At 41.2% G+C, this 22,959-nt stretch carries 19 protein-coding genes; 8 read left to right on the forward strand and 11 right to left on the reverse strand.

Annotation, left to right across the window (positions count from 1 at the left end; genetic code table 11):
- Nucleotides 1-437: 437 nt before the first annotated feature.
- The gene (locus O0550_RS20920) at nt 438-1,544 is read right to left on the reverse strand and encodes an HD-GYP domain-containing protein (protein ID WP_096886271.1); all 1,107 of its coding nucleotides are present in this window, start codon (nt 1,542-1,544) and stop codon (nt 438-440) included.
- Nucleotides 1,545-1,708: 164 nt separating this feature from the next.
- Nucleotides 1,709-4,240 carry a DNA gyrase subunit A gene (gyrA, locus tag O0550_RS20925; protein WP_258427184.1) on the reverse strand — a complete coding sequence of 844 codons (2,532 nt, stop codon included), beginning with the start codon at nt 4,238-4,240 and terminating at the stop codon, nt 1,709-1,711.
- Nucleotides 4,241-4,461: 221 nt separating this feature from the next.
- Between gyrA and O0550_RS20930 the strand changes: the two genes are divergently transcribed.
- Entirely contained in the window at nt 4,462-5,187 is a 726-nt protein-coding gene (locus O0550_RS20930) for an N-acetylmuramoyl-L-alanine amidase family protein (protein ID WP_003333962.1), read from the forward strand.
- Between the two features lie 112 nt (nt 5,188-5,299).
- Here O0550_RS20930 and O0550_RS20935 read toward each other — a convergent pair whose 3' ends face one another.
- On the reverse strand, nt 5,300-6,250 hold the full coding sequence (locus O0550_RS20935; RefSeq protein WP_003333963.1) for an L-lactate dehydrogenase: 951 nt from the start codon (nt 6,248-6,250) through the stop codon (nt 5,300-5,302).
- Between the two features lie 218 nt (nt 6,251-6,468).
- Here O0550_RS20935 and bioA point away from each other — a divergent pair, with 218 nt between their 5' ends.
- From bioA to bioC, 6 genes are read left to right on the forward strand one after another with little or no spacing between them, the layout of a single operon-like run.
- Complete coding sequence (bioA, locus tag O0550_RS20940; protein ID WP_258427185.1) at nt 6,469-7,830, forward strand: adenosylmethionine--8-amino-7-oxononanoate transaminase; 1,362 nt, start codon at nt 6,469-6,471, stop codon at nt 7,828-7,830.
- Nucleotides 7,827-8,537 carry a dethiobiotin synthase gene (gene bioD / locus O0550_RS20945; protein ID WP_258427186.1) on the forward strand — a complete coding sequence of 237 codons (711 nt, stop codon included), beginning with the start codon at nt 7,827-7,829 and terminating at the stop codon, nt 8,535-8,537. The genes bioA and bioD overlap by 4 nt, the downstream gene beginning before the upstream one ends.
- Before the next feature lie 50 nt (nt 8,538-8,587).
- Complete coding sequence (gene bioB / locus O0550_RS20950; RefSeq protein ID WP_022585999.1) at nt 8,588-9,613, forward strand: biotin synthase BioB; 1,026 nt, start codon at nt 8,588-8,590, stop codon at nt 9,611-9,613.
- On the forward strand, nt 9,606-10,796 hold the full coding sequence (gene bioF / locus O0550_RS20955) for an 8-amino-7-oxononanoate synthase (RefSeq protein ID WP_258427203.1): 1,191 nt from the start codon (nt 9,606-9,608) through the stop codon (nt 10,794-10,796). The genes bioB and bioF overlap by 8 nt, the downstream gene beginning before the upstream one ends.
- Nucleotides 10,793-11,524 (forward strand): alpha/beta fold hydrolase, encoded by a 732-nt coding sequence (locus O0550_RS20960; RefSeq protein ID WP_258427187.1) that lies wholly within the window; start codon nt 10,793-10,795, stop codon nt 11,522-11,524. The genes bioF and O0550_RS20960 overlap by 4 nt, the downstream gene beginning before the upstream one ends.
- Nucleotides 11,514-12,335, forward strand: coding sequence for a malonyl-ACP O-methyltransferase BioC (gene bioC / locus O0550_RS20965; protein ID WP_258427188.1), 822 nt, complete (start codon nt 11,514-11,516; stop codon nt 12,333-12,335). Before O0550_RS20960 ends, bioC begins: the two co-directional genes overlap by 11 nt.
- Before the next feature lie 96 nt (nt 12,336-12,431).
- Here the strand turns inward: bioC and O0550_RS20970 are convergent, their stop codons facing one another.
- The 5 genes from O0550_RS20970 to fabF all read right to left on the reverse strand — a co-directional run bounded on the left by O0550_RS20970 (nt 12,432) and on the right by fabF (nt 18,415).
- Nucleotides 12,432-14,348: an ABC transporter permease gene (locus O0550_RS20970; protein WP_068792306.1), complete on the reverse strand. Its 1,917-nt coding sequence runs from the start codon at nt 14,346-14,348 to the stop codon at nt 12,432-12,434.
- Complete coding sequence (locus O0550_RS20975) at nt 14,335-15,102, reverse strand: ABC transporter ATP-binding protein (protein ID WP_003333972.1); 768 nt, start codon at nt 15,100-15,102, stop codon at nt 14,335-14,337. Before O0550_RS20975 ends, O0550_RS20970 begins: the two co-directional genes overlap by 14 nt.
- Before the next feature lie 23 nt (nt 15,103-15,125).
- Entirely contained in the window at nt 15,126-15,650 is a 525-nt protein-coding gene (locus O0550_RS20980; protein ID WP_258427189.1) for a transglycosylase SLT domain-containing protein, read from the reverse strand.
- A 350-nt stretch (nt 15,651-16,000) separates the two neighbouring features.
- A complete protein-coding gene (gene trpS, locus O0550_RS20985; protein ID WP_258427190.1) occupies nt 16,001-16,990 on the reverse strand; it encodes a tryptophan--tRNA ligase in 990 nt (329 codons plus the stop codon).
- A gap of 177 nt (nt 16,991-17,167) precedes the next feature.
- Complete coding sequence (gene fabF / locus O0550_RS20990) at nt 17,168-18,415, reverse strand: beta-ketoacyl-ACP synthase II (protein ID WP_096886293.1); 1,248 nt, start codon at nt 18,413-18,415, stop codon at nt 17,168-17,170.
- Nucleotides 18,416-18,562: 147 nt separating this feature from the next.
- Between fabF and O0550_RS20995 the strand changes: the two genes are divergently transcribed.
- On the forward strand, nt 18,563-19,405 hold the full coding sequence (locus tag O0550_RS20995) for a helix-turn-helix transcriptional regulator (RefSeq protein WP_003333976.1): 843 nt from the start codon (nt 18,563-18,565) through the stop codon (nt 19,403-19,405).
- Between the two features lie 207 nt (nt 19,406-19,612).
- Here O0550_RS20995 and gyrB read toward each other — a convergent pair whose 3' ends face one another.
- The 3 genes from gyrB to recF are packed head-to-tail and all read right to left on the reverse strand — an operon-like array spanning nt 19,613 to nt 22,957.
- Entirely contained in the window at nt 19,613-21,535 is a 1,923-nt protein-coding gene (gyrB, locus tag O0550_RS21000) for a DNA topoisomerase (ATP-hydrolyzing) subunit B (RefSeq protein WP_022586007.1), read from the reverse strand.
- On the reverse strand, nt 21,535-21,828 hold the full coding sequence (gene remB, locus O0550_RS21005; RefSeq protein ID WP_004432976.1) for an extracellular matrix regulator RemB: 294 nt from the start codon (nt 21,826-21,828) through the stop codon (nt 21,535-21,537). Before remB ends, gyrB begins: the two co-directional genes overlap by 1 nt.
- 10 nt (nt 21,829-21,838) lie before the next feature.
- Nucleotides 21,839-22,957, reverse strand: a complete 1,119-nt coding sequence (gene recF, locus O0550_RS21010; RefSeq protein ID WP_003333980.1) for a DNA replication/repair protein RecF — start codon at nt 22,955-22,957, stop codon at nt 21,839-21,841.
- Nucleotides 22,958-22,959 lie beyond the last annotated feature (2 nt).

Genomic DNA, 22,959 nt, shown 5'->3' on the forward strand with positions numbered 1-22,959 from the left:
ACGCCGCCAGCGTTCGTCCTGAGCCAGGATCAAACTCTCCATTAAAGTAGTTCTTGATCAAAGCTTCAAAACTTGCTTGGCTAGTGTTTCTATCAAACATTTTACTGTTCAGTTTTCAAAGATCATAATCAGCTTCATTATTATAACATTCTCTTCTTTGTTTGTCAAGAAGTTTTTTTGTTAAGTTTTTTAGAAGCAACTTTTTAATCATATCAGCTTTAACTTTTCTTGTCAACAACCTTTTAAAGATAATTTCCTTAAGCAGTTGTTTTCTTTACTCAGTAACCGCTGTCTCAACCTTATGGACTTAGTCTAACACACAGTCACAATAAAAATCAATAGTTTTTTTAAATAAAATTAAATTTTTTTCAGTCTCAAATAAAAAAGATACTTATAACCTAATCGTTATAAATATCTTGGCTTCATAAAAGATGATCTTAAACCAGCGCTTTTACAATCCAAACATTTCTCTTGTCAGCTAGATTAATGATGTTTTGATTGATTTCTACCATCGGTCGGGTTGGATAGTTTTGATTTATAAATACCACTTTTCCAACTGTTCCATCACTTAATTCTACTTTACTTCCTATAGAGAACTGTGTAATTCCATTAACAAATACACGAACTACCTTTGGATCTAACTTACCGAAACTATCCTGCAACAATTGCTCTACTACTAGAAATGGAGAAGTTGCCTTTTGATGTAAACGGTCAGAGCACATCGCATGATACATATCAGCCACAGCTATTATTTTACTATAGGTATGTATTTTATCACCTTTTATACCAAATGGGTACCCACTTCCATCTTCTCGTTCATGATGCTGTAGTGCTGCTAATCCAACACCCTGTGTGAGGCCCTTTGCTGATTTAATTAACTCATAGCCATAAACAGTATGTTTTTTCATCTCTTCAAATTCACTAGAAGTTAACTTGTCTGGCTTCCACAAAATTTTAGGGTCAATTTTTGTTTTTCCTATATCCATAAGCATTCCTGCTAAAGCTACCTGCATCCATTCTTTTTCCGGAAGCTTCATCCACTTTGCCATAATATAGCTAAGTAGCCCCACAACTACACAGTGCTCATACAAATAGTTATTTGGATTATCCGCTTTTTTCAGGATAAATAGAAGATTAGATTGCTCCTCTACTTCTTTAATAAGTGAAGTCATAACATTCCGAACCTCTAATACAGGAATGCTTTGTCCCCCTTGTACATGTTGGAAAAGGTTTTTAAAAGAAGAGACTGCCTTCTCTAAATGCTCCATTATTCCCGGCTCTGATTGTCGCTTTCTTATTGGTTTACTTGCTCCTTTTCCTTCTGCGGATACCTGTTTTTTCCCATCGGCAAATCCTTCTGTAATAACAGTTCCATCTACTGCAGCTTCAACAGAAACCTCTTCAATCATAAAAGCATCCAAAATTTCTATTTCTCTATCCTCTACAACGGTTCCTTTTGTAAAAAGCAATCCTCCTAACGGTGTATAAACATCTTCCGTTAAGCGAGATCCTACCGGTATGTGTTTAATCTGACAAACAGGCATATCGATCCCCCTATATATCACTAAGAAATTAGACCTATATCTTTAGAATTATCTTCTATTATAAAAGCGATGCACATAAAAGGATAGGGGAAACTTGATTATATTTCCAAAGGAATTTATGTAAAAAGGTGATCCCATCATGGAATCACCCTTTTCCTTATTACTTATTCTTCAGATGTATCATCAGCTACATCGGCATCTGCTTCTGTAGCCTCGTTAACGTTGTCCGTCTCAAGCTCTGCGGCTTCTGTACAAAGATTATTCTCAGAGTCCTCCTCGGAAGCTTCTACCGTTGCAATTGAAACAACTTCCTCTTCATCACCTAGACGAATTAATTTTACACCCTGCGTATAGCGTCCCATAACGGAAATCCCTTTAATCTCCATGCGAATAATGATGCCAGTTATTGTGACAATCATTAAGTCTTCATCGGCCTGCACAACTTTTAAGCCAACAACCTGGCCGCTTCGCTCTGTAACATTATGGGTTTTGATTCCTTTACCTCCACGTGTCTGAATACGATATTCAGATACAGGTGTGCGTTTACCGTAGCCTTTTGCAGTTACAATCAATACCTCAGCATCTTCACGGATGACATCCATGCCAATTACTACGTCGTTAGAATCTAGGGTTATCCCCTTAACGCCTGTAGCAGTACGTCCCATGGTTCGTACGTCGCCTTCATTAAAACGAACGGACATTCCTTGTTTTGTACCCATGATGATTTGTTGGTTGCCATCTGTCAAACGAACATTAATCAGCTCATCATCTTCCCGTAGATTTACAGCAAAGAGACCGCCGCGTCGAATATTCTCGAACGATTTTAAGTCCGTCTTCTTAACAATCCCCTGTTTAGTGGCAAAGAAGATAAACTGATCTTCTCTAAATTCCTTCACTGGAATTACAGCACTGACTGTCTCACCCTTTTCAATTTGAATCAAATTGATAATTGGTGTGCCTTTAGCTGTACGACTCAGATCAGGAATTTCGAATCCTCTTAAGCGATACACTTTTCCCTTACTTGTAAAGAACAAGAGCGTATCGTGGGAGTTCGTGATGCAAAGATGCTCGACGAAATCGTCGTCTTTGGTTCCAATTCCTTGAATACCACGACCTCCGCGCTTCTGGCTGCGATAGGTGGTTACTGGCAAACGTTTCACGTAACCGCTATGAGTTAAGGAAATAACAACTTCCTCTTCTGGAATAAGATCTGCATCCTCAATCATATCTTCGCCAATCGTGATTGCCGTGCGACGGTCATCTCCGAATTTCTCTTTGATGGCATTCATCTCTTCACGAATGATCGAGTAGATTTTATTATCATCAGCAAGAATGGATTTTAATTCAGCAATCTTAATTAAAAGCTCTTGATATTCCGCTTCAATTTTTTCGCGTTCCAGACCAGTAAGGCGTTGGAGACGCATGTCCAAAATCGCTTGAGCCTGTTCATGACTCAACCCAAATCGCTCGATCAAAGCATTGCGCGCTTCTTCTGCCATGCGAGATGCACGAATGAGACTGATGATCTCGTCAATATGATCAAGTGCAATGCGTAATCCTTCTAAGATATGCGCACGCGCTTCAGCCTGACGCAATTCATATTCAGTACGTCTACGAACAATGACGCGTTGATGCTCCAAGTAATGGTAGATCATTTCGCGTAAATTCAATGTTTTGGGACGTGAATTAACAAGCGCCAGCATATTGACCCCAAAGGTTGATTGCATTTGGGTATGCTTAAACAAATTATTTAACACTACTTTTGGAACAATATCTCGACGAAGTTCAATGACAATACGCATTCCTTTGCGGTCAGATTCATCACGCAAATCAGTTATGCCATCAATCTTTTTCTCACGTACTAATTCTGCAATTTTTTCAACAAGTCTAGCTTTGTTCACCTGATACGGAATTTCCGTTACAATAATGCGGGCTTTCCCATTATTCTCTTCAATATTGGTTTTGGCACGCATAATAATGGAACCGCGTCCTGTTTCATAAGCACGTCGAATACCAGAGTAGCCTAAAATTTCACCAGCTGTTGGGAAATCCGGCCCCTTAATGATTTTCATCAGTTCTGCAACAGTAATCTCAGGATTATCAATCATGGCACTAACACCATCAATGACCTCCCTCAGATTATGCGGTGGTATATTAGTCGCCATCCCAACCGCGATACCTGCTGAACCATTTACTAACAAATTCGGAAAACGAGAAGGGAGAACGGTAGGTTCTTCCTCATGTCCATCGTAGTTTGGTATAAAGTCTACTGTATCTTTATCAATATCCCGAAGCATTTCTAAAGCAATTTTTGAAAAACGGGACTCAGTATAACGCATAGCTGCCGCCCGATCGCCGTCCACAGAACCAAAGTTCCCTTGGCCTTCAACGAGCATATATCTCATATTGAAATCTTGTGCCAACCGAACCATGGTCTCATAAATTGCCGTGTCACCATGAGGATGATACTTAGCCATTACTTGACCGACAACGTTTGCGGATTTACGGAAAGCCTTATCAGGAGTAAGCCCCATATCATGCATGGCATATAAGATACGGCGATGAACTGGCTTTAGTCCGTCCCTTACATCAGGTAAAGCGCGACTAACGATGACACTCATCGCGTAATCAATGAACGAGTCACGCATCTCTTGGCTAATGTCAATTTTTGGAAACCGAGATGTTTGTTCTGCCATTTTAGGTTACCCTCCAACTCGAAATTACAACGCTTTATTATAACATATAAGTGCGATTTACGTCCAAACGGCTAGAGTGAAAAGGCGATTTATTATATAAATCCCTCTGTTTCCCTCTGAAAGTTCTTCATGAGTTTTTGCAGGTAGGGGGATACTTTTACATATCAAAATTTCTCACACGATACGTACATCTTGTTCCATAACCTAAGGAGGAGAAGTGTATGCGGTGGTTGAAGGTAGCCTTGGTAGGCTTGCTGTTGATGGGCCTTCTCCCTACTGATGCCAGAGCAATTAGCTCCGAGCATATACCAATAGAAATCATTATTGATGCGGGACACGGCGGCATAGATGGAGGAACCTCTTATCAAGGAATTTTAGAAAAGGATATTAATTTGCAAATTGCCAAGCTATTGTATAAAGAATTATTGATAAAAGGTTATCAGGTTTTGCTAAATCGCACAGGTGATTATGCTCTTAGCGATGAGAATAAATGGCTGCGTTCTCCCTCGCGTCATATTCGTGATTTAGCTCAGAGACGACATTTAGCTAAGGAAATTCATCCACAAATGCTAGTTAGCCTCCACGTTAATTGGTCAAATAGTAAATCTAGCCGAGGCCCGTTAGTCCTTTATCAAAAAAATAATCAAAGCTATATTCTCGCTGATATCATCCAGCACCACTTGGATCACTTGTATAAAACCAAAGGTGAGCCATTGCCTGGCAAGACCTATTATCTACTTAAGCAATCTATATGTCCGACAGTTATTGTAGAGATGGGCTATCTAAGTAACTCGCGTGATCGCCGTTTTCTAGTAAATGAAAAAACGCAAAAACAAATTGCTAGATCCATTCAAGAGGCTATTTCTGAATATATGCTTATTATGAACCAAATTCAAGACCAGGAAACCTGGGATGTGATCGAAGAACCCAGAAAAAAACATAAATGAGCAAAAAAACAGGGGAACAGAAAGTGCTACTCCGCTAATCAGTAGCCTTCCCGTTTCCCCTACATTTGTTAGCCTATGAAGTTTCTTTTTCCTACGTTTTTCCTTGATATTGCTACGTAAAGGAGATCGTAGACAATGCCTGCTTCAATACGTCCGCAGAATGCTTTAGTTTAGCCTTTTCTTCCTCATTTAACGTGATCTCAACAACCTCACGTACACCGCTGCGATTTACTACAGCCGGAACACCTAAATATGTATCATGCAAACCAAACTCCCCCTGTAAAAGAGTGGAGATGGTCAAAATCGAATTTTGATTATATAAAATCGCTTTGGTTAAACGAGCCAAGCTCATTCCAATTCCGTAGTATGTCGCACCTTTTTTCTCGATAATGTGATAAGCCGCATCACGGACATTAATAAAAATCTGGTCTAATTCCTCTTTGTTAGGCCCTACCCCTTGCTTTAAGCATTCTGTAATCGTCTTGCCTCCAATACTGGCCTGGCTCCAAACAGGCAATTCCGTATCTCCGTGCTCTCCCATGATATAAGCATGGACACTGCGGGAATCCACCTCAAAAGCTCTGCTAAGCAAGTAACGAAAACGTGCTGTATCAAGCAAGGTGCCAGAGCCGATTACTTTTTCATGAGGTAACCCTGAAATTTTCCACGTTGCATAGGTCAGAACATCTACTGGGTTACTAGCTACGACAAAAATACCCTGAAATCCACTCTCCATGATGCTCGTTACGATCTTATTAAAAATCCTAACATTCTTTTCAATCAAATCTAAACGTGTCTCGCCAGGCAATTGATTTGCCCCTGCTGTAATGACCACAAGATCAGCATCCTTACAATCTGAGTAGTCACCTGCCCAAATCTTCATTGGAGAAGTAAACGGTAGACCATGACTTAAATCCATGGCATCGCCTTCTGCTTTGTCCTTATTAACGTCAATAATAACTAACTCGTTAACAATACCCTGATTCAATAACGCATAAGCATAGCTGGACCCAACAAATCCAGAACCGATTAGCGCCACCCGTGAAACCTTACGTGTTAGCATACATTTCCCTCCCACTACACAATAGAAATATTTTCTCTATTCTATCCTTACTTTATTCATTCTCATTTTTCATCTTCTAGCTATTCTGTTATATTTGTCAAATTTTAATGTGCATCCTTACTCATTTACAGGAAAAAAAAGCTATGATATATTTCTAACTATATTTGTAAACCAAATCATAATTTTAGTTTACAAAAAAAGAAGAAAGGAGATCCTACATGATTTCAACACCCAGCTATGCTGAATTAGCCAGTAAAAATAAAAAATACCTGTGGCATCCCTTTACTCAAATGAAAGACTACTGTGAGAATGATCCTTTAATCATCGAGCGAGGAGAGGGCGTTACATTAATCGATGTGAACAACAAAAAATACTACGATGGGTTTTCCTCTGTCTGGCTCAATGTCCACGGGCACTGCGTACCTGAATTAAATCAAGCAATAACCAAACAATTAGAACTCATCGCCCATTCAACCTTACTGGGTATGGCCAATGTACCAGCGATTCAATTAGCAGAAAAACTAGTCGAGATCACCCCAGAGGGGCTTACGAAGGTTTTCTATTCAGACTGTGGGGCTACAGGTGTAGAAATTGCTCTAAAAATGGCCTTTCAATATTGGCAAAATAAAGGGATCAGCGGAAAAAACCGCTTTATTACGATGAATCAGGCATACCATGGCGATACAATTGGTGCCGTTAGTGTAGGTGCAATCCCCCTTTATCATCAGGTGTACAAACCACTGTTATTCTCTCCCTACACCATTCCTTACCCAAATACATACAGGGAAGAAAAAGATGGAGCGGCACTGGAGCAAACACTTCAAGCTTTGGAGAAGCTGCTACAAGAAAAATCGAGTGAAATCGCTGCGATTATTGTTGAGCCAATTGTGCAGGGCGCTAGTGGCATGATTGTCATGCCAGAAGGTTGTCTAAAAAAGATCGCTGAGCTAGCTTCTGCACACCAGGTTCTTTTTATTGCTGATGAGGTGGCTACTGGTTTTGGGCGCACAGGTAAGATGTTCGCTTGTGAACACGAGGAGGTTACGCCTGACATCATGGTCATTGCTAAAGGGATTACCGGCGGATATCTCCCCTTGGCGGCCACTCTTACAACAGATGAAATCTATCGGGGTTTTTATGCGAATTACGAGGAACAAAAAACATTTTTCCATGGACATTCCTATACCGGGAATCCGCTAGGCTGTGCTGTTGCTCTTGCCAATTTAGAGCTATTTAAATCAAAAGGACTGGTAGACAAAGTAGCGGCTGATGCACAGTGGCTCAAACAAAAATGGCCTGCATTTTTAGAGAGAAAGCATGTAGGCGACATTCGCCAGAAAGGTCTGATGATTGGTATAGAGCTGGTGGTAGATAAACAGAAGCGAACTCCTTATCACTGGAATGACAGAATTGGGGTAAAAGTAAGCCAACGCTGTAGAGAACTAGGCTTATTAACACGTCCACTCGGAAATGTACTTGTATTTATGCCTCCCCTCTCAAGTACACGCGATGAACTAACTGAAATGATTCAAATTTTATATCAAGCGATTGTCGAAGTTACAGAGGGTAGAGAAGCATGAGACATACCAACGGCATTTTTATTGCGGGAACTGATACAGAGGTAGGTAAAACCATTATTACAGCTAGTTTAGCCGCAACACTTCTTCAGAAAAATTTGGACATTGGAGTATGGAAGCCTGTGCAATCAGGAGCGCGTGCAATTGACATAGAAAGTGACGCCTCACGCATAAAAGCTCTGGCTGGCTTAGAGGATGCTCCACATGAAATTGCTCCGCTGTCCTTTGTAGAACCAGTTACACCACACCTAGCGGCAATTCGAGAAGGTACCATCTTAACACTCCCTGGCATTATACAGGCTGGCGAGCTTCTGTTTGCTAAACATAAAAATCTGCTGGTAGAAGGTGCTGGTGGGTTATTAGCTCCCTTGACAGACACAAAGCTAGGGATTGATCTCATTAAACAGCTTGGTTTCTCTGTTCTACTGGTTGCGCGTGGGGGCTTAGGAACGATTAATCATACTCTTCTCTCCATAGAAGCCCTGCGCACAAGAGCAATTCCTATCTTAGGCGTCATTCTAAATCAAACAGAAGCCGCACTCTCTCTGACAGCAATCAGAAAAAATGCTGACTACATTGAGGATTTTGGTAAAGTTCCCGTTCTGGGGCTGTTTCCCTATCTTGCGGAGCCAATCACTAAAAATCAACTTATCGAAGTGATAGAAAAGCATATTCAGCTAACACCCATTCTACGCGAATTTCAAGATTAGTTCCTACTTTTGAAAATGATGAAGTAATACTCTTGAGGGGGATTTGTGCTATGAGTACATCAGCTATTGGCTCTACATATGATTGGTCTATTTTGGCTCAAAAATCTATAGCTGGCGAGCTTCTCACCAAGGAAGAAGCTCTAAGCGTTTTACAAGCGACCGATGATGAATTATTGCCTATCCTGCAAGCCGCCTATCAGGTACGCTATCGCTTTTTTGCCAAACGAGTGAAGTTAAACATGATCATGAATGCGAAAAGCGGGCATTGTCGGGAGGATTGCGGATATTGCTCTCAATCAAGTCGTTCGTCAGCACCTATTGAAAAATACACAATATTAGACAAAGAAACTCTGTTAAAAGGGGCACAGGAAGCGATCACGCGAAAAGCGGGAACTTATTGTATCGTGGCCTCTGGTCGTGGACCAACCGAGAGAGAATTACAACAAGTAATCGATGCAGTAACAGAGATTAAACAAACCTCATCATTAAAAATTTGTGCCTGTTTAGGATTGTTAACATCAGAACAAGCGAGTCGTTTAGCGGCCGCTGGGGTAGATCGCTACAACCACAACATCAATACAAGCAAAGAGAATTATGCTGCCATCACTACTACTCATACCTACGATCAACGGACTGAAACAATCGAACATGCAAAAACAGCCGGAATGTCTCCTTGCTCAGGAGTCATCATTGGGATGGGAGAAACACTGGAGGAAATTGTAGAGATGGCTTACACTCTGCGGGCAATCAATGCCGATTCTATTCCCATTAATTTTTTAAATCCGATATTGGGAACTCCATTAGCTCATATGGAACGAAATACACCACGTTTTTGTCTGAAAGTAATCGCCTTGTTCCGTTTTATTTGTCCGACCAAAGAAGTTCGGATCGCGGGTGGGCGGGAGCTAAACCTTGGACACCTACAGCCTCTAGCATTATACGCCGCTAATTCTGTATTTGTTGGTGATTATTTAACCACTGCTGGACAATCGATACATGCCGACCATCAAATGATAGCAGACATGGGCTTTGAAATTGAAGAAAATGCATTTGCTAACGACCACGTACATGAATAAATATCCCCAGTTGCGGCATGAATTAGAGGAGTTGCATCGCATGGGGCTTACACGCAGTCTTCGTCAAACCGAATATGTGGCTCAAAGCCAAGGAACATGGATTGTAGCAAACGGTCAAAAATTACTGAACCTCTCCTCTAACAATTACTTAGGAATATCATATGATCCCAGGATACTACATTCATGGGAAATGACATCGCAATCCTTTGGAGCAGGAGGCACTTCATCCCGTTTGGTCGTTGGTAACTTTTCATGTTATGACCATACGGAGAAAATGATCAGCCGTTGGAAGGAACGGGAGGCAACCCTGTTATTTGCAAATGGCTACATGGCTAATTTGGGCTGTATCACTGCACTGCTAGATCGTCATGGAGCTGTTTATAGCGATCGTCTTAACCATGCCAGCATAGTAGATGGTACGATTTTAAGCCGGGCCGACCACTATCGTTACCGTCATAACGATTATGAGCACCTACAGTATCTTCTGCAAAAACATAAGGGAAACCACCGACGAAATGTAATTGTTACTGATACCGTCTTTTCGATGGATGGCGATAAGGCTGATGTAGAAGAGCTGGTAAGAATCAAACATGATCATGATGTATTTTTAATGGTGGATGAAGCACATGCAGGCGGTGTTTACGGGGAATCAGGTGCTGGTTTATGTCATCAATACGGCGTTCATCAAGAGGTAGATATCCTGATGGGAACATGCAGTAAAGCTCTTGGTTTATATGGGGCATATGTATGTGCTGATCAAGTAGTAATTGATTACCTGGTCCATACCTGCCGTCCGCTCATTTATTCAACCTCGCTACCACCTGCTCTAGTCTCAGCCATTGGCCAATCTGTTGCCATTGTTCAACAAGAGGATTGGCGCAGAAAGGAGCTTTACCGAAAGAGCAAACAATTCCGCATGAAGCTACAACAGGCTGGTTTACATGTCCCTGCTGGAGATTCTCCCATTGTACCTCTGCTGCTTGGCGAGAATCAGACAGCCATTCAATTTAGCAAGCGTTTAGAGCAAGAGGGAATTTTAGCTGTAGCCATACGTCCTCCAACTGTTCCCGAAAATTCAGCTCGCATCCGTTTTTCCCTAATGGCAACGCACTCAGATGAAGATTTAGCTTGGGCAACGCGCAAAATCATTCGGACAGCAATAGAACTTGGAGTGATTACATGAGAACCAATGAAACGATTCTTTGGGTACCAGGTTGGGGAATGCCGTCTTTCATCTGGGATAACTGGCAACAAAGCTTACCTGAGTATCATCATGTTTCTGTCGACTTCTCTCAATCGGACTCTCCCTCTGCTTTTTATCAAAAGGTGGAAGAAGCCTATTTTGAAAATCAGCGAAAACGCTCTTCTCCTGTCTCAGTTGTTGGCTGGTCATTAGGCGGAATGTTAGCACAGCATCTAGCTACTACCTTCCCTGTCCAAAGTCTTGTCCTCATAAATACCACAGCGCGTTTTGTCCGTCATCAAACAGAGAACCAGCTAGGCTGGCCAGCGACTTCTCTTGTTCGTATGAAACGATTGGTTAGAAAAAATCGACATGAGGTGCTAGAACGCTTTTATCAAAGCATGTTTCCCTCATCAGAGAAAAGGCTTGCCCTTGAAAAAAGCCCTATTTTGCTTCAGCAATGTAATTGGACAGAAGAAGCTTTGGTAGCCGGGCTTGAAATTTTACTCTCAGCAGACTGCCGTCCACTTTTAGCTGACATACATTGTCCTTGTCTACTCTTCCATTCCTTGCATGACCCGGTTATTCCCTATGCAGCCGGGCTGGAACTAGCAGAGTCTTTACCAAATGCTACAACTCTTTCCCCTGACTACCAAGGTCATTATCCATTTGTAGCAGATTCTTCTTATCTAAGTAACGAAATAAGGAGGTTTCTTCGTGCCAAATAAACTGCACATCCAACAGCGATTTAATCGAAAAGCCAGCTCCTATAACCAGCATGCAATTGTGCAAAAGCAGATGGCCGATCAACTCCTTCAATCGTTTCAAAGTGAATTTTCCTTCTCCCAAGCACTTGAAATTGGTTGTGGAACAGGGTATCTCACTCAGAAAATGCTGGCTCACTCCCCCTCGATACGAAGCTATACTGCTCTCGATCTGGCAGATAAAATGCTAAGGCAAACAGAGCAAGCCATTCGAGAAAGCCAGCAATTCATGATTCCAACAGCTCCTCAATTCATATGTGCTGATATTGAAGAATGGGCTAAGACTGCACCTGAATCAAGCCATGACCTGATTCTATCGAATGCTTGCTTTCAATGGCTCCACTATCCACAGAAAACCCTCTCTTTCTTGCACAGAATTTTGCAGCCTGAGGGACATCTGTTATTCTCAACATTCGGTCCTCTTACTTTTCATGAGCTACACGAATCCTATGCTGCAACGTATGCTAATCTGGGAGAAAAAGCTCGCCGGCATATTCTTCGTTTTGAAAGTTGTTCCGCATGGACTTCTTTTTTAAAGAACGCTGGTTTTCAAAATATAAAGGTACACGCTTATTCCATTACACTTTATTACTCCACCGTTCTTGATTTTTTACGCTCTATTAAAGAAATAGGAGCCACTGTTTCTTCCCCTACGCATGGCTTAGGAGATAGACGATTTCTATTACCGATGATGAATTATTACAAAGATACGTTTCAAAAGGATCAGGGGATACCGGCTACCTATGAGATTTTCTTATTTACGGCTCAAAAATAATACGCAACACTATCATATCCGGCTTACAAGTAAAAAAGCAGAACCTCAGGATCATCCCCCTGAAGTTCTGCTTTTCGCATGAAAAATAGCTTATTGTTACGAATTATTGTGATCCAAGACAATTTTACTGTAGGAACGAACAGTCATAAAGTAGTATCCAACATAGATAACCAGATACACTCCCATACTCACCAATACAGGCGTCAAGATGTTCATTTTAAACATTGCCGACATCGTATTAAGTGCAAACAAGCTATGACTAATTCCCAAGAGAAGCGGCCCTCCAAAAATGAAAGCTATCTGTTTACTAATGGCCTCTTTGCTCTCACGTTTCGTAGCACCAATCTTGTGTAGAATTGTATAGTATTTCTTATCGTTATGAGCTTCTGTAAGTTGTTTGAAATAAATGATTGAGCCTGTCGCAAGCATGAAGACTAACCCAATGAATCCACCAATAAAAACCATAACCCCTGTTGTTTCCATCAGAGCTTGGTATTGGGTATAAAAATCCTTTAGCTTCTCACCCTCCGGCATCACTTTATGCAGGTTTGCAGACAACTCACTTGCTTTATACTGATTTTCAACATTTATGTTTTTAATCACGTAAGGCTTTCCAAACTCCTGAGCCGCTTGATAGTCAGCGTCAGATACTACAAAGGTCGTTTTCCCTAAATTGCTTACTGCCACTTTCTTAGCATCTACTAAGGTCAAGGTTTTTACTTGATCTCCTAGCTTGTAAGACACCTGCTTGTTAAGGATATCGCTTTGAAACATTTTGTCGTAAAAACCGTCCATTATTACCATTTCACCGGGTTTAACCTCTACAGACTCCCGATTCATAGCTTTAGCCAATTCATTATATTTCGATTGACCTAATAAATACATTCCCTCGGAGGTGAAATATTGTAGGGAGAAGCCTGCCTTCTTCTCATCCTGTGTCTTTACAACGATATAAGGTACTTCTGTTTCCAATTGGATAGGGTTCTTATCCTTAGCATTTGCGAAGGCTTTTTCTACTTCGTTATTCCACTCCTTACCATCCTTATGATAGGAATAACTATAGGGATTACCCTGTGCCGTTACATCATTGACATTGAAATAGAAGGTCGCTGCCGTTCCAACTGCACAGATCGTAATCGTACTTACCACAGTAATAGTAGCAAGCGCAGTGGCATTTCCTTTAATGCGATATAGCAATTGACCTTTACTTACCATGCTTAATCCATTGTAGAAGGACCGCTTATTTTTACGTGCCCGTTTAAAGTAAAAGATCATGAAGTAATGGAACAAGATATAAGTTCCTAGCACAGTACCACCAATAATATAAAAGGCTACAAAAACATCAAAGTAATTCATGAAGGTCGCCGCTAGGAAATAGGCAGAACCAATCAGAAATACAGAGAAGAGTGCTAGAATAACTGAACCCTTTGGAACGGTTTCTCCTTCCTGTTCAGCACGGAATAGCTCAATTAATTTAAAACGGTAAATTAATATATAGCCCTGTAGCGATGTAAAGAGAATCAGAACAAAAAACACGGTAGCTGTTTGCTTGATTGCTTCTAACGGAATTTCGAAGTTTACCTGCATATCAATATTCATGAGATAAACGAGTAAGGACAAGAAAGCTTTCGATAAAAAACCACCCAGAATAATTCCTACGATTAAAGCTCCAACTCCTAGGAAGAGGTTCTCAAAAAAGAGCATCATTCCAACTTGTCTTTTTCTAACCCCAAGTAACGAATAAAGACCAACTTCCTTTTTCCGTTTGCGAGTAAAAAAGCTATTTGAATACACCATAAATATAGCTACAAACAATAAGAGCAAACCACTAGAAAATTCGAATGCTTTTTTTACATATGGATCTCCACCGCTTACTTCAGCAATTTGCGTATTAAATTGCAAGGACATAAACGTATAGTAAATAACAATACTAAAGATCATGGAGACGAAATAGATCAGATAGCTTTTCATGTTTCGTCTCATATTGCGTAAAACGAGATTAAATAGCGTCACTCATATCACCCCCAAGCTCAGCCAGCACATCCATAATGCGTTGGAAGAACTCTTTTCGAGTTTGTGTACCCTTTTTTAATTCCATTGAAATTTTTCCGTCTGTAATAAACAAAATGCGTTCACAGTAGCTTCCTGCATTTGCATCATGAGTAACCATTAAAATTGTCGCTTGTTCCTCTTGATTTAATGTCTGTAAGCATTGCAACAGGTCAGCCGAGGATTTGGAATCAAGAGCTCCGGTAGGTTCGTCTCCAAAAATCAAACTTGGATTCGTGACAATCGCCCGAGAAGCTGCACAACGCTGTTTTTGTCCCCCGGAAATTTGGTATGGATACTGCTCTAAAATGTGTTCAATTCCAAATCTTTTAGCAATATCCTCTACGCGTTTATCAATCTCCTTCGCCTTTACCTTTGTCAGGGCTAATGGTAGTGCTATATTCTCACGTACTGTTAACGAGTCTAGCAGATTGTAGTCTTGAAAAATAAAGCCTAGCTTCGTGCGACGGAACATTGCCAACTTGTCTTCCTTCATTTTGACAACATCACTTCCATCAATCAGGATTTCCCCAGATGTAGGCGAATCAATCGTAGAAATAATATTAAGCAGCGTAGTTTTACCTGCGCCTGATGGTCCCATGATTCCAACAAATTCACCCTGCTGTACATCGAAACTAACATGGTCTAATGCTGTATAGCTATTTGTCTTTCCTCCGTATATTTTGGAAGCATTCTTTACTTGCAACACTTTTTGCATGTCATATCGTCCCTTTCCAATGATTATGTGAATAGTCGTTGGTATTGCTCATACTTTTTCTGAATCGCTTCATATGCTGTTTGAAATGTTCTATCTTGCTTAAACTGGCCATCTTTGTTTCGTAATAAAAAAGCACGAATAATCTCTTTCTGTGTTTTACCTGCCTTTTCCCAATGGCTTATCATAAAAGCCCCAATATGGATCGCATGCTCAGGGTTGGCTAGCATATCTGGTGTGAATCCTTTCCAATCCATAATCTCAGCGAATACCTGAGCCGTAGTATCTTTCAAAAGGATCAATCCATTTAACTTGTTTGGCTGGTATTCTTTATTTTTAAAATTTGTTTCATAAGAGATTAAAGCAGCTAGTAATGCTGGATCAATGCCATATTGTTTGGAATAGGCTAGTATCTCTTTTTCATAAGGAACATTGTATTTCACAGTCTGATACTTATAAAAGCTAGCACCTGAACCAATGATTGCAGCAAGTACAACAAAAAAAACAACGGATATAAGACCTATCCTTCTCTTTCTGTGTTCTTGTCTCATTATGTCTCACCCTCGCTTCCTTTCATAAGCTCATAGGTGAATGCGAATGATTGCTTCGCGATCATAGGTTTATTTTATAAATCACTTGATTTCATTCCCATCGGTTTAGCTTTCATCAATCTTACATTTTTGTAAGAGATCAATCCGATTCGGACTCGCATAGGCAAAATCGAATGTCGTCGAGGACTAGGATAAATTGCGATTTTTATTGCTTTTTTTCATTTTAATTAAATTGTTTCACGTGAAACTTACTTTATCTCCTTCAAGCTTTCACGAAATGTCATACTTCGACAAACATGAAAAAGAGCCATTCTCAATTAAGAGTAATGGCTCTTCTCCTGTATTTTCAGTTATATACGCAATAATCCCATCGCATCTTTTACACGATTGCACGTCTGTTCTGCAATCACACTGGCTTTTTCAGCACCAGCTCGCAGAATTTTGTCCAGCTCTGCTACGTCGTTATACTCATTAAAACGTTGTTGAATCTTACTAAGCTGCTCAGTTACAACCTCTACTAGGTCTTTTTTCAATGTACCGTATCCTTGCCCCTGATAACGTTCTACTAGCGATTCAATCGATTCATCAGCAAACATACTATAGATTGTTAGCAAATTCGAGATACCAGGCTTATTCGTTTCATCAAAAGCAATGGAATTCTCGGTATCGGTTACTGCTCGCATAATCTTTTTCTTAAATACCTCTGGGGTTTCCAAAATCGCAATGCGACTCGCTTCACTCTCTGCTGATTTGGACATTTTTTTCGTTGGTTCGTCGAGAGCCATGATACGTGCCCCAAATTCTTGGATGTTTGGCTCTGGAATGACAAAGGTATCGCCATATTTATTATTAAATCGTTCTGCAATATCACGAGTTAACTCAATATGTTGCTTTTGGTCGTTCCCTACAGGTACGTGGGTCGTATCATACAATAAGATGTCAGCAGCCATTAAGACTGGATACGTAAACAGACCAACATTGACGTTCGCTTTTCCTTCTGCTTTATCCTTAAATTGTGTCATACGATTTAGTTCGCCCATGTAGCTAGCGCATTGCAATAACCAGCCAAGCTCAGCGTGTTCTTTTACATGTGATTGAATAAATACAGTAGCTTGCTTAGGATCAACACCGCATGCTAGATAGATTTGAGCAATTTCACGTGTACGTCTGCGCAGCTCTTCTGGATCTTGAGCAACGGTAATCGCATGCATATCTACCACGCAATAAAAGGCTTCTGCATCTGGCTCATGCTGTAATTCTACAAATTGCTTAATTGCACCTAAATAGTTACCTATTGTTAGGTTACCAGATGGTTGCACTCCTGAAAAAAAACGTTTCAATGTATCCACCTCTCTACTTTCGACAGAAATAAATCTTATCCTGATTTTATTTTCGTTTTTCTTTACATAAATTATAGCATGAGAGGGTTTTCTTCCGATAGTTGCGTCTTGGTTTAACACCAAATAGCATCATTTCAATAATAGATACTACTTATTCTTTCAAGCCAAGATAATAGGCTAGGACTCGTTAGAATCCCAAGCTCGAAGGACAATAACTGCATTATGTCCACCAAATCCAAAGGAATTGGACATTCCTATTCTCATTTCTGCCTTGCGAGCTTTATTAGGAATATAGTCTAAGTCACAAATAGGGTCTTGGTTATCCTGGTTAATGGTAGGTGGGATAATTCCTTCTTGCAGAGTCTTTACCAAGGCGATAGCCTCAACAGCACTGGCTGCCCCTAGCATGTGTCCGGTCATGGATTTATTTGCTGTCACAGGAATTTGATATGCTTTTTCTCCAAAAAGCCGTTTGATTGCCGCTGTTTCTGATCGATCCCCAACCTCGGTACTGGTAGCGTGTGCGCTAATCACATCGACCTGCTCCGGTTGTACTCCAGCCTCTTGTAAAGCTAGCTTCATAGCCTGATAAGCACCTTTTCCTTCTGGATGAGTAGCTACAATATGATACGCGTCCGAGCTTGCTCCATAGCCCAGCACCTCAGCATAAATGCGAGCCTTTCTTTTTTTCGCATGCGCTAAGGATTCAAGAATCAGGATACCTGCCCCTTCAGCCATAACAAACCCATCACGATCAGCATCAAATGGCCTGCTTGCCAATTCTGGCTGATCATTTCGGGTAGATAGTGCCGTTGCATTTCCAAAACTAGCGACAGCTAATTCTGTAATCGCCGCTTCTGTCCCTCCGGCAAAAACTACATCAGCGCCACCAGATTTGATCAGGCGCATCGCTTCGCCAATTGCTGTATTTCCGATTGAACAAGCTGTTACAGGAGACATACTTGGCCCCATCGCTCCATATGTAATGCTAATCATAGAGGACGCCATATTGGCAATCATCATAGGAACTAATAATGGACTCACACGGTCTGGGCCTCTCTCCTTTCGTATTTGCTCTTGTCCCATCATGGTTTGAATGCCACCAATGCCAGATCCAACATATACGCCTAAACGCTCTAAATCAATTTCATCAAGTACAAGGCCAGAATCTATTAGGGCCTGCTCAGCAGCTACCAAAGCAAACTGACTGAAGCGATCCATGCGCCGTGCCTCTTTACGTCCAAAAATGGAATCTGCATCAAAGTCCTTAACTACCCCAGCAAACTTGGTTTTATACTTGCTAGTATCAAATGTATCTATATATGAAATTCCGGATGTACCTTGTACTAAATTACTCCAAAAGCTCTCTACTTGATTTCCCATTGGTGATACAACACCCATACCAGTAATTACTACTCTTTCCATAGGCACTCTCCTTTACTTGCATATTTGGAAATGTTTCAGTTTCTTCTTACTTTCTATCTTGGCAAAGCCTCTATCCTATTACAAGTTGTTATTTATCCTAGTATAATTAGTACCAGTATAAACAAAACAGTAAGGAGGGTTCATAGAATGAATAAAAATGCCCGACTTCAAGCACTTTCTACCTTTTTAAAAAATCAAAGAGCAAAGATTTCTCCCGAGTCAGTTGGCCTCGTCGCAGGTGTCCGCAGAAGAACGCCAGGGTTACGCAGAGAAGAAGTAGCCCAGCTAGCTGGCGTTAGCACCACCTGGTACACCTGGCTGGAGCAAGGACGTGACATCACCGTTTCCAAATCTGTGGTCGATGCTATCGCTACTGCCTTACAGCTAACAGTGGATGAGCAGAAATACCTACATTCGTTAGCACTTGGAGCTGGACCCGTTATCTCAAAAAATACGGGGGAAATAACGGAAATTCCGCCTTCTTTGCAAAAAATTTTACAAGAGCTACGTTTTTGCCCCACGATCGTCTCGAACAGCAGAAGTCATATTTTGGGCTGGAATGCAGCAGCTTCCCATGTATTTTTGGATTTTAACCAGATTCCCTACGAGGAGCGTAACCTACTAGGCCTGATATTTACCAGAAAGGAATTGCAACGGTTAGCTGTTAATTGGGAGCATTTTGCTAGTGGCTTTTTAGCTATCTTCCGGGCCTCTTATGGGCAATATGTCGAGGATGAATGGTATAGTCAATTCGTAGAAAAAATGAAAACCGTCCATCCTGATTTTCAGCGGTTGTGGGAACAGAGCGAGGTCAGCTCTGCCCCGGAGGTTTACATTGAATTTAGACATGCTAAAGCGGGAAAGATGTTATTCCATCTTACCTCCTTGCAGGTTCAGGGCAGTGGGGACTTACGCTGTAGTATTTACACCCCTGTGCCACAGTCTACGACGGAAGCTAAGTTAAGGAAACTGATGGAGGAAGTGCTATAAAGTCGTATCAAATAATGAGAACACCATGCTTAAGGGTAAATAATCGGGAAAAGGGGAAGCTTAACCAATAAGTACAAAAGCAAATAGAGATGGATCAAATTCCTTTTTCCTGCAAAAAAAGCTTGCCCCGTAAAGGACAAGCTTTTTGTCTTCTTATTGAATGAATTTGAATTCTGGTGCTTCACTCCGAGATAGTCGGAGCCCACCTTAAATATCCAAATTGCGTACGTTACGAGAGTAGCTTTCAATAAAGTCACGACGCGGCTCTACTTCATCACCCATTAGAGTTTGGAAGACCATATCTGCATCAATAGCATCTTCTAGGTCTACCTGTAGCAAAGTACGAACGGAAGGGTCCATTGTTGTTTCCCACAATTGCTCTGCATTCATTTCCCCTAGCCCTTTGTAACGCTGAATGTTAGGCTTAGGAGTCTCTTTTAGCTGGCTTAAGATTTGGTCGCGTTGACGATCATTAAAGGCATACTGAATCGTTTTTCCTTGCTTAATACTAAAGAGCGGCGGCTGTGCAATATACACAAATCCAGCTTCAATTAGTTGACGCATATAGCGATAGAAGAAGGTTAACAAGAGCGTACGGATGTGAGCACCATCGACGTCGGCATCTGTCATGATGACGATTTTATGATAACGCGCTTTGCTGATATCAAAATCCTCACCAATACCGGTTCCAAGTGCAGTGATGATCGTCCGAATCTCGTTGTTACCTAAAATTTTATCTAGTCGGGATTTCTCTACGTTCAATACTTTACCACGCAACGGTAAGATCGCCTGGAAATGACGATCGCGTCCCATTTTGGCAGAACCACCCGCAGAGTCACCCTCTACAATAAACAATTCGCTCTCGGCTGCATCCTTGGAGGAACAGTCCGCTAGCTTACCCGGCAGGGCACTTACTTCCAAGGCATTTTTACGGCGAGTCAGCTCACGTGCCTTACGAGCCGCTTCACGCGCTCTAGCAGCCATCAGGGACTTCTCTACAACCTTTTTGGCTACAGCAGGGTTCTGTTCCATAAATTCCTGGAATCGCTCAACAAAGACCGATTCTGTGATGCTACGAGCTTCAGAGTTCCCTAGCTTGGTTTTGGTTTGTCCTTCAAACTGCGGTTCAGGAATCTTAACGGAAATAATCGCTGTAATTCCCTCACGTACATCATCACCAGACAAGTTTTGATCTTTTTCCTTCAAGAAATTAAATTTACGGCTGTAATCATTAATTACACGAGTTAAGCCTGCTTTAAAACCAGCCTCGTGTGTTCCACCCTCATGCGTATTAATATTATTGGCGAAAGAATAGATATTGCTTACATAGCTATCATTGTATTGAATGGCTACCTCTACCTGCAATCCATCTTTTTCGCCTTCACAGTAGATCACTTCATCATGCAGGCTTTCACGGTTTTTATTCAGAAACTCCACGTAAGATTTAATTCCACCCTCGTAATAAAAATCATCCCGGCGTTCTTGACCCTCACGTTGATCCTCTAACGTAATCCGCAAGCCTTTATTTAGGAAAGCTAATTCACGTATCCGCTTTTGAAGCAATTCATATTCATATACGGTTGTTTCCGTAAAGATAGTTGGATCTGGTTTAAAGGTAATGGTGGTACCAGTTGTATCTGTTTCACCAGTGATTTTCAGTTCTTCCTCCGGCGCACCAACATGAAAGCGCATGGAATAAATGTTTCCGTTTTGTTTAACAGTAACAGTCATCCATTCTGAAAGAGCATTAACAACAGAGCTACCTACCCCGTGCAATCCCCCAGAAACCTTATATCCGCCACCGCCGAATTTACCTCCGGCATGTAGAACGGTAAGAACTGTTTCTACTGTGGATTTCCCCGTTTTTTCATGAATCCCTGTAGGAATACCACGCCCATTATCAATAACGGTGATCGTATTATCTTTATGAATCAATACGTTAATTTCCGTACAATAACCTGCCAGTGATTCGTCGATAGAGTTGTCTACGATCTCCCATACCAAGTGATGTAGACCTCGACTGCTAGTAGAGCCAATGTACATACCTGGGCGTTTACGTACCGCTTCTAACCCTTCCAGTACCTGTATCTGACTGGCATCATAGTTTTGATCTTTAGTTGTTACATCCACTACTCAGTCAACTCCTTACTATCAGTTTGTACAGAGGGAAACAGCTCACTGTGCTGTATAAACTGCGCACGTTTTTTCAAGGTAAGCGAAGAAATGGGCGAACAGTAAATAGCACGATCCGTAATTACGTAGGATTTAATCTCTTCCGACTGCTGATCAATCATGCGTTTTTCTTTCTTCTGATCTCCCATAAATGTGAGGGATATCTTCGAGTGCTTGACCGTTTGATGATCGATGATAGAGATAACCTCCTTCATACTAACAACCGTATCTCCTCCCACGTGCAGAAACATACACTTCACCTTACCCTTCTTTGGAAATGGACCCCTCTTGCACATTAAAGCGAGTTGCTTGCTGTAAGACCTGATGCTTTAATCCTTCCACACCTGTTGTCGTTACAAACGTTTGAATTTTATCTTGTATCGTTTCAAGTAATAATGTTTGTCTATGCTCATCCAGTTCTGACAAGACGTCATCAAGCAACAGAATCGGATATTCCCCAACTTCTTGCTTAATCAGCTCAATTTCGGCTAATTTCAAAGATAAAGCCGTTGTTCGCTGCTGCCCTTGTGAGCCAAATGATTGTACATCCATCTCGTTTACCAAAAGAGAGAAATCATCACGATGAGGTCCGATTAGTGTACTACCTCTCATCTTTTCCCGTTCAAATATCTCTTCATAAGCAGCCAGTAGCGCTTGAAGAGCTTCTTCCTCTTTCATCTCTTTGGTAACAGGAGAACTATTCACATAATGCAAACTCAGCTTCTCTTTACCATCTGTAATTCCAGCATGGATTTCTTGAGCCCATTGCTCTAATTTAGTGATAAACTCAAAACGCTTCCTTAGTAATTTTACAGTTAAATCAGCTAATTGTGTATTCCAAATTGCCATAAGGTCAATCTGACTACTCTTTTTCATGGCAAGGTCTTTCAATAGCTGATTTCTCTGTGCTAACACTTTATTGTAATTGCTCAAGTGGTAGATATATGTTGGAGAAACCTGACCAATTTCCATGTCTAGAAAGCGTCTGCGTTGGGCTGGAGCGCCCTTTACGATTGCTAAATCCTCTGGCGCAAATAACACAACATTTAAAGAACCGATATAATTACTCAGTTTTTTCTGCTCTAAACCATTAATTTTAGCCTTTTTACCTTTATTGGTCAACTGCATCTCTAAACGAACAGATCCGTAGCGTCGATTGACTTCACTACGGATCGCCGCATAATCTGCATTCCACTTAATCAGTTCTTTATCCTTGGAGGTTCGGTGGGATTTGGCAAGGGCAAGTACATAGATAGATTCTAATGCATTCGTCTTGCCCTGCGCATTATTCCCAACGAATAAATTAATCGGTCCTGTAAAATCCAGTGAAAGCTCTCTGTAATTTCGATAGTTAGTCAAAAACAGATTACGTAAGAACAAAG

It is taken from the genome of Brevibacillus halotolerans, from assembly GCF_026891775.1.
In the GTDB taxonomy this organism is placed as follows: domain Bacteria; phylum Bacillota; class Bacilli; order Brevibacillales; family Brevibacillaceae; genus Brevibacillus_B; species Brevibacillus_B halotolerans.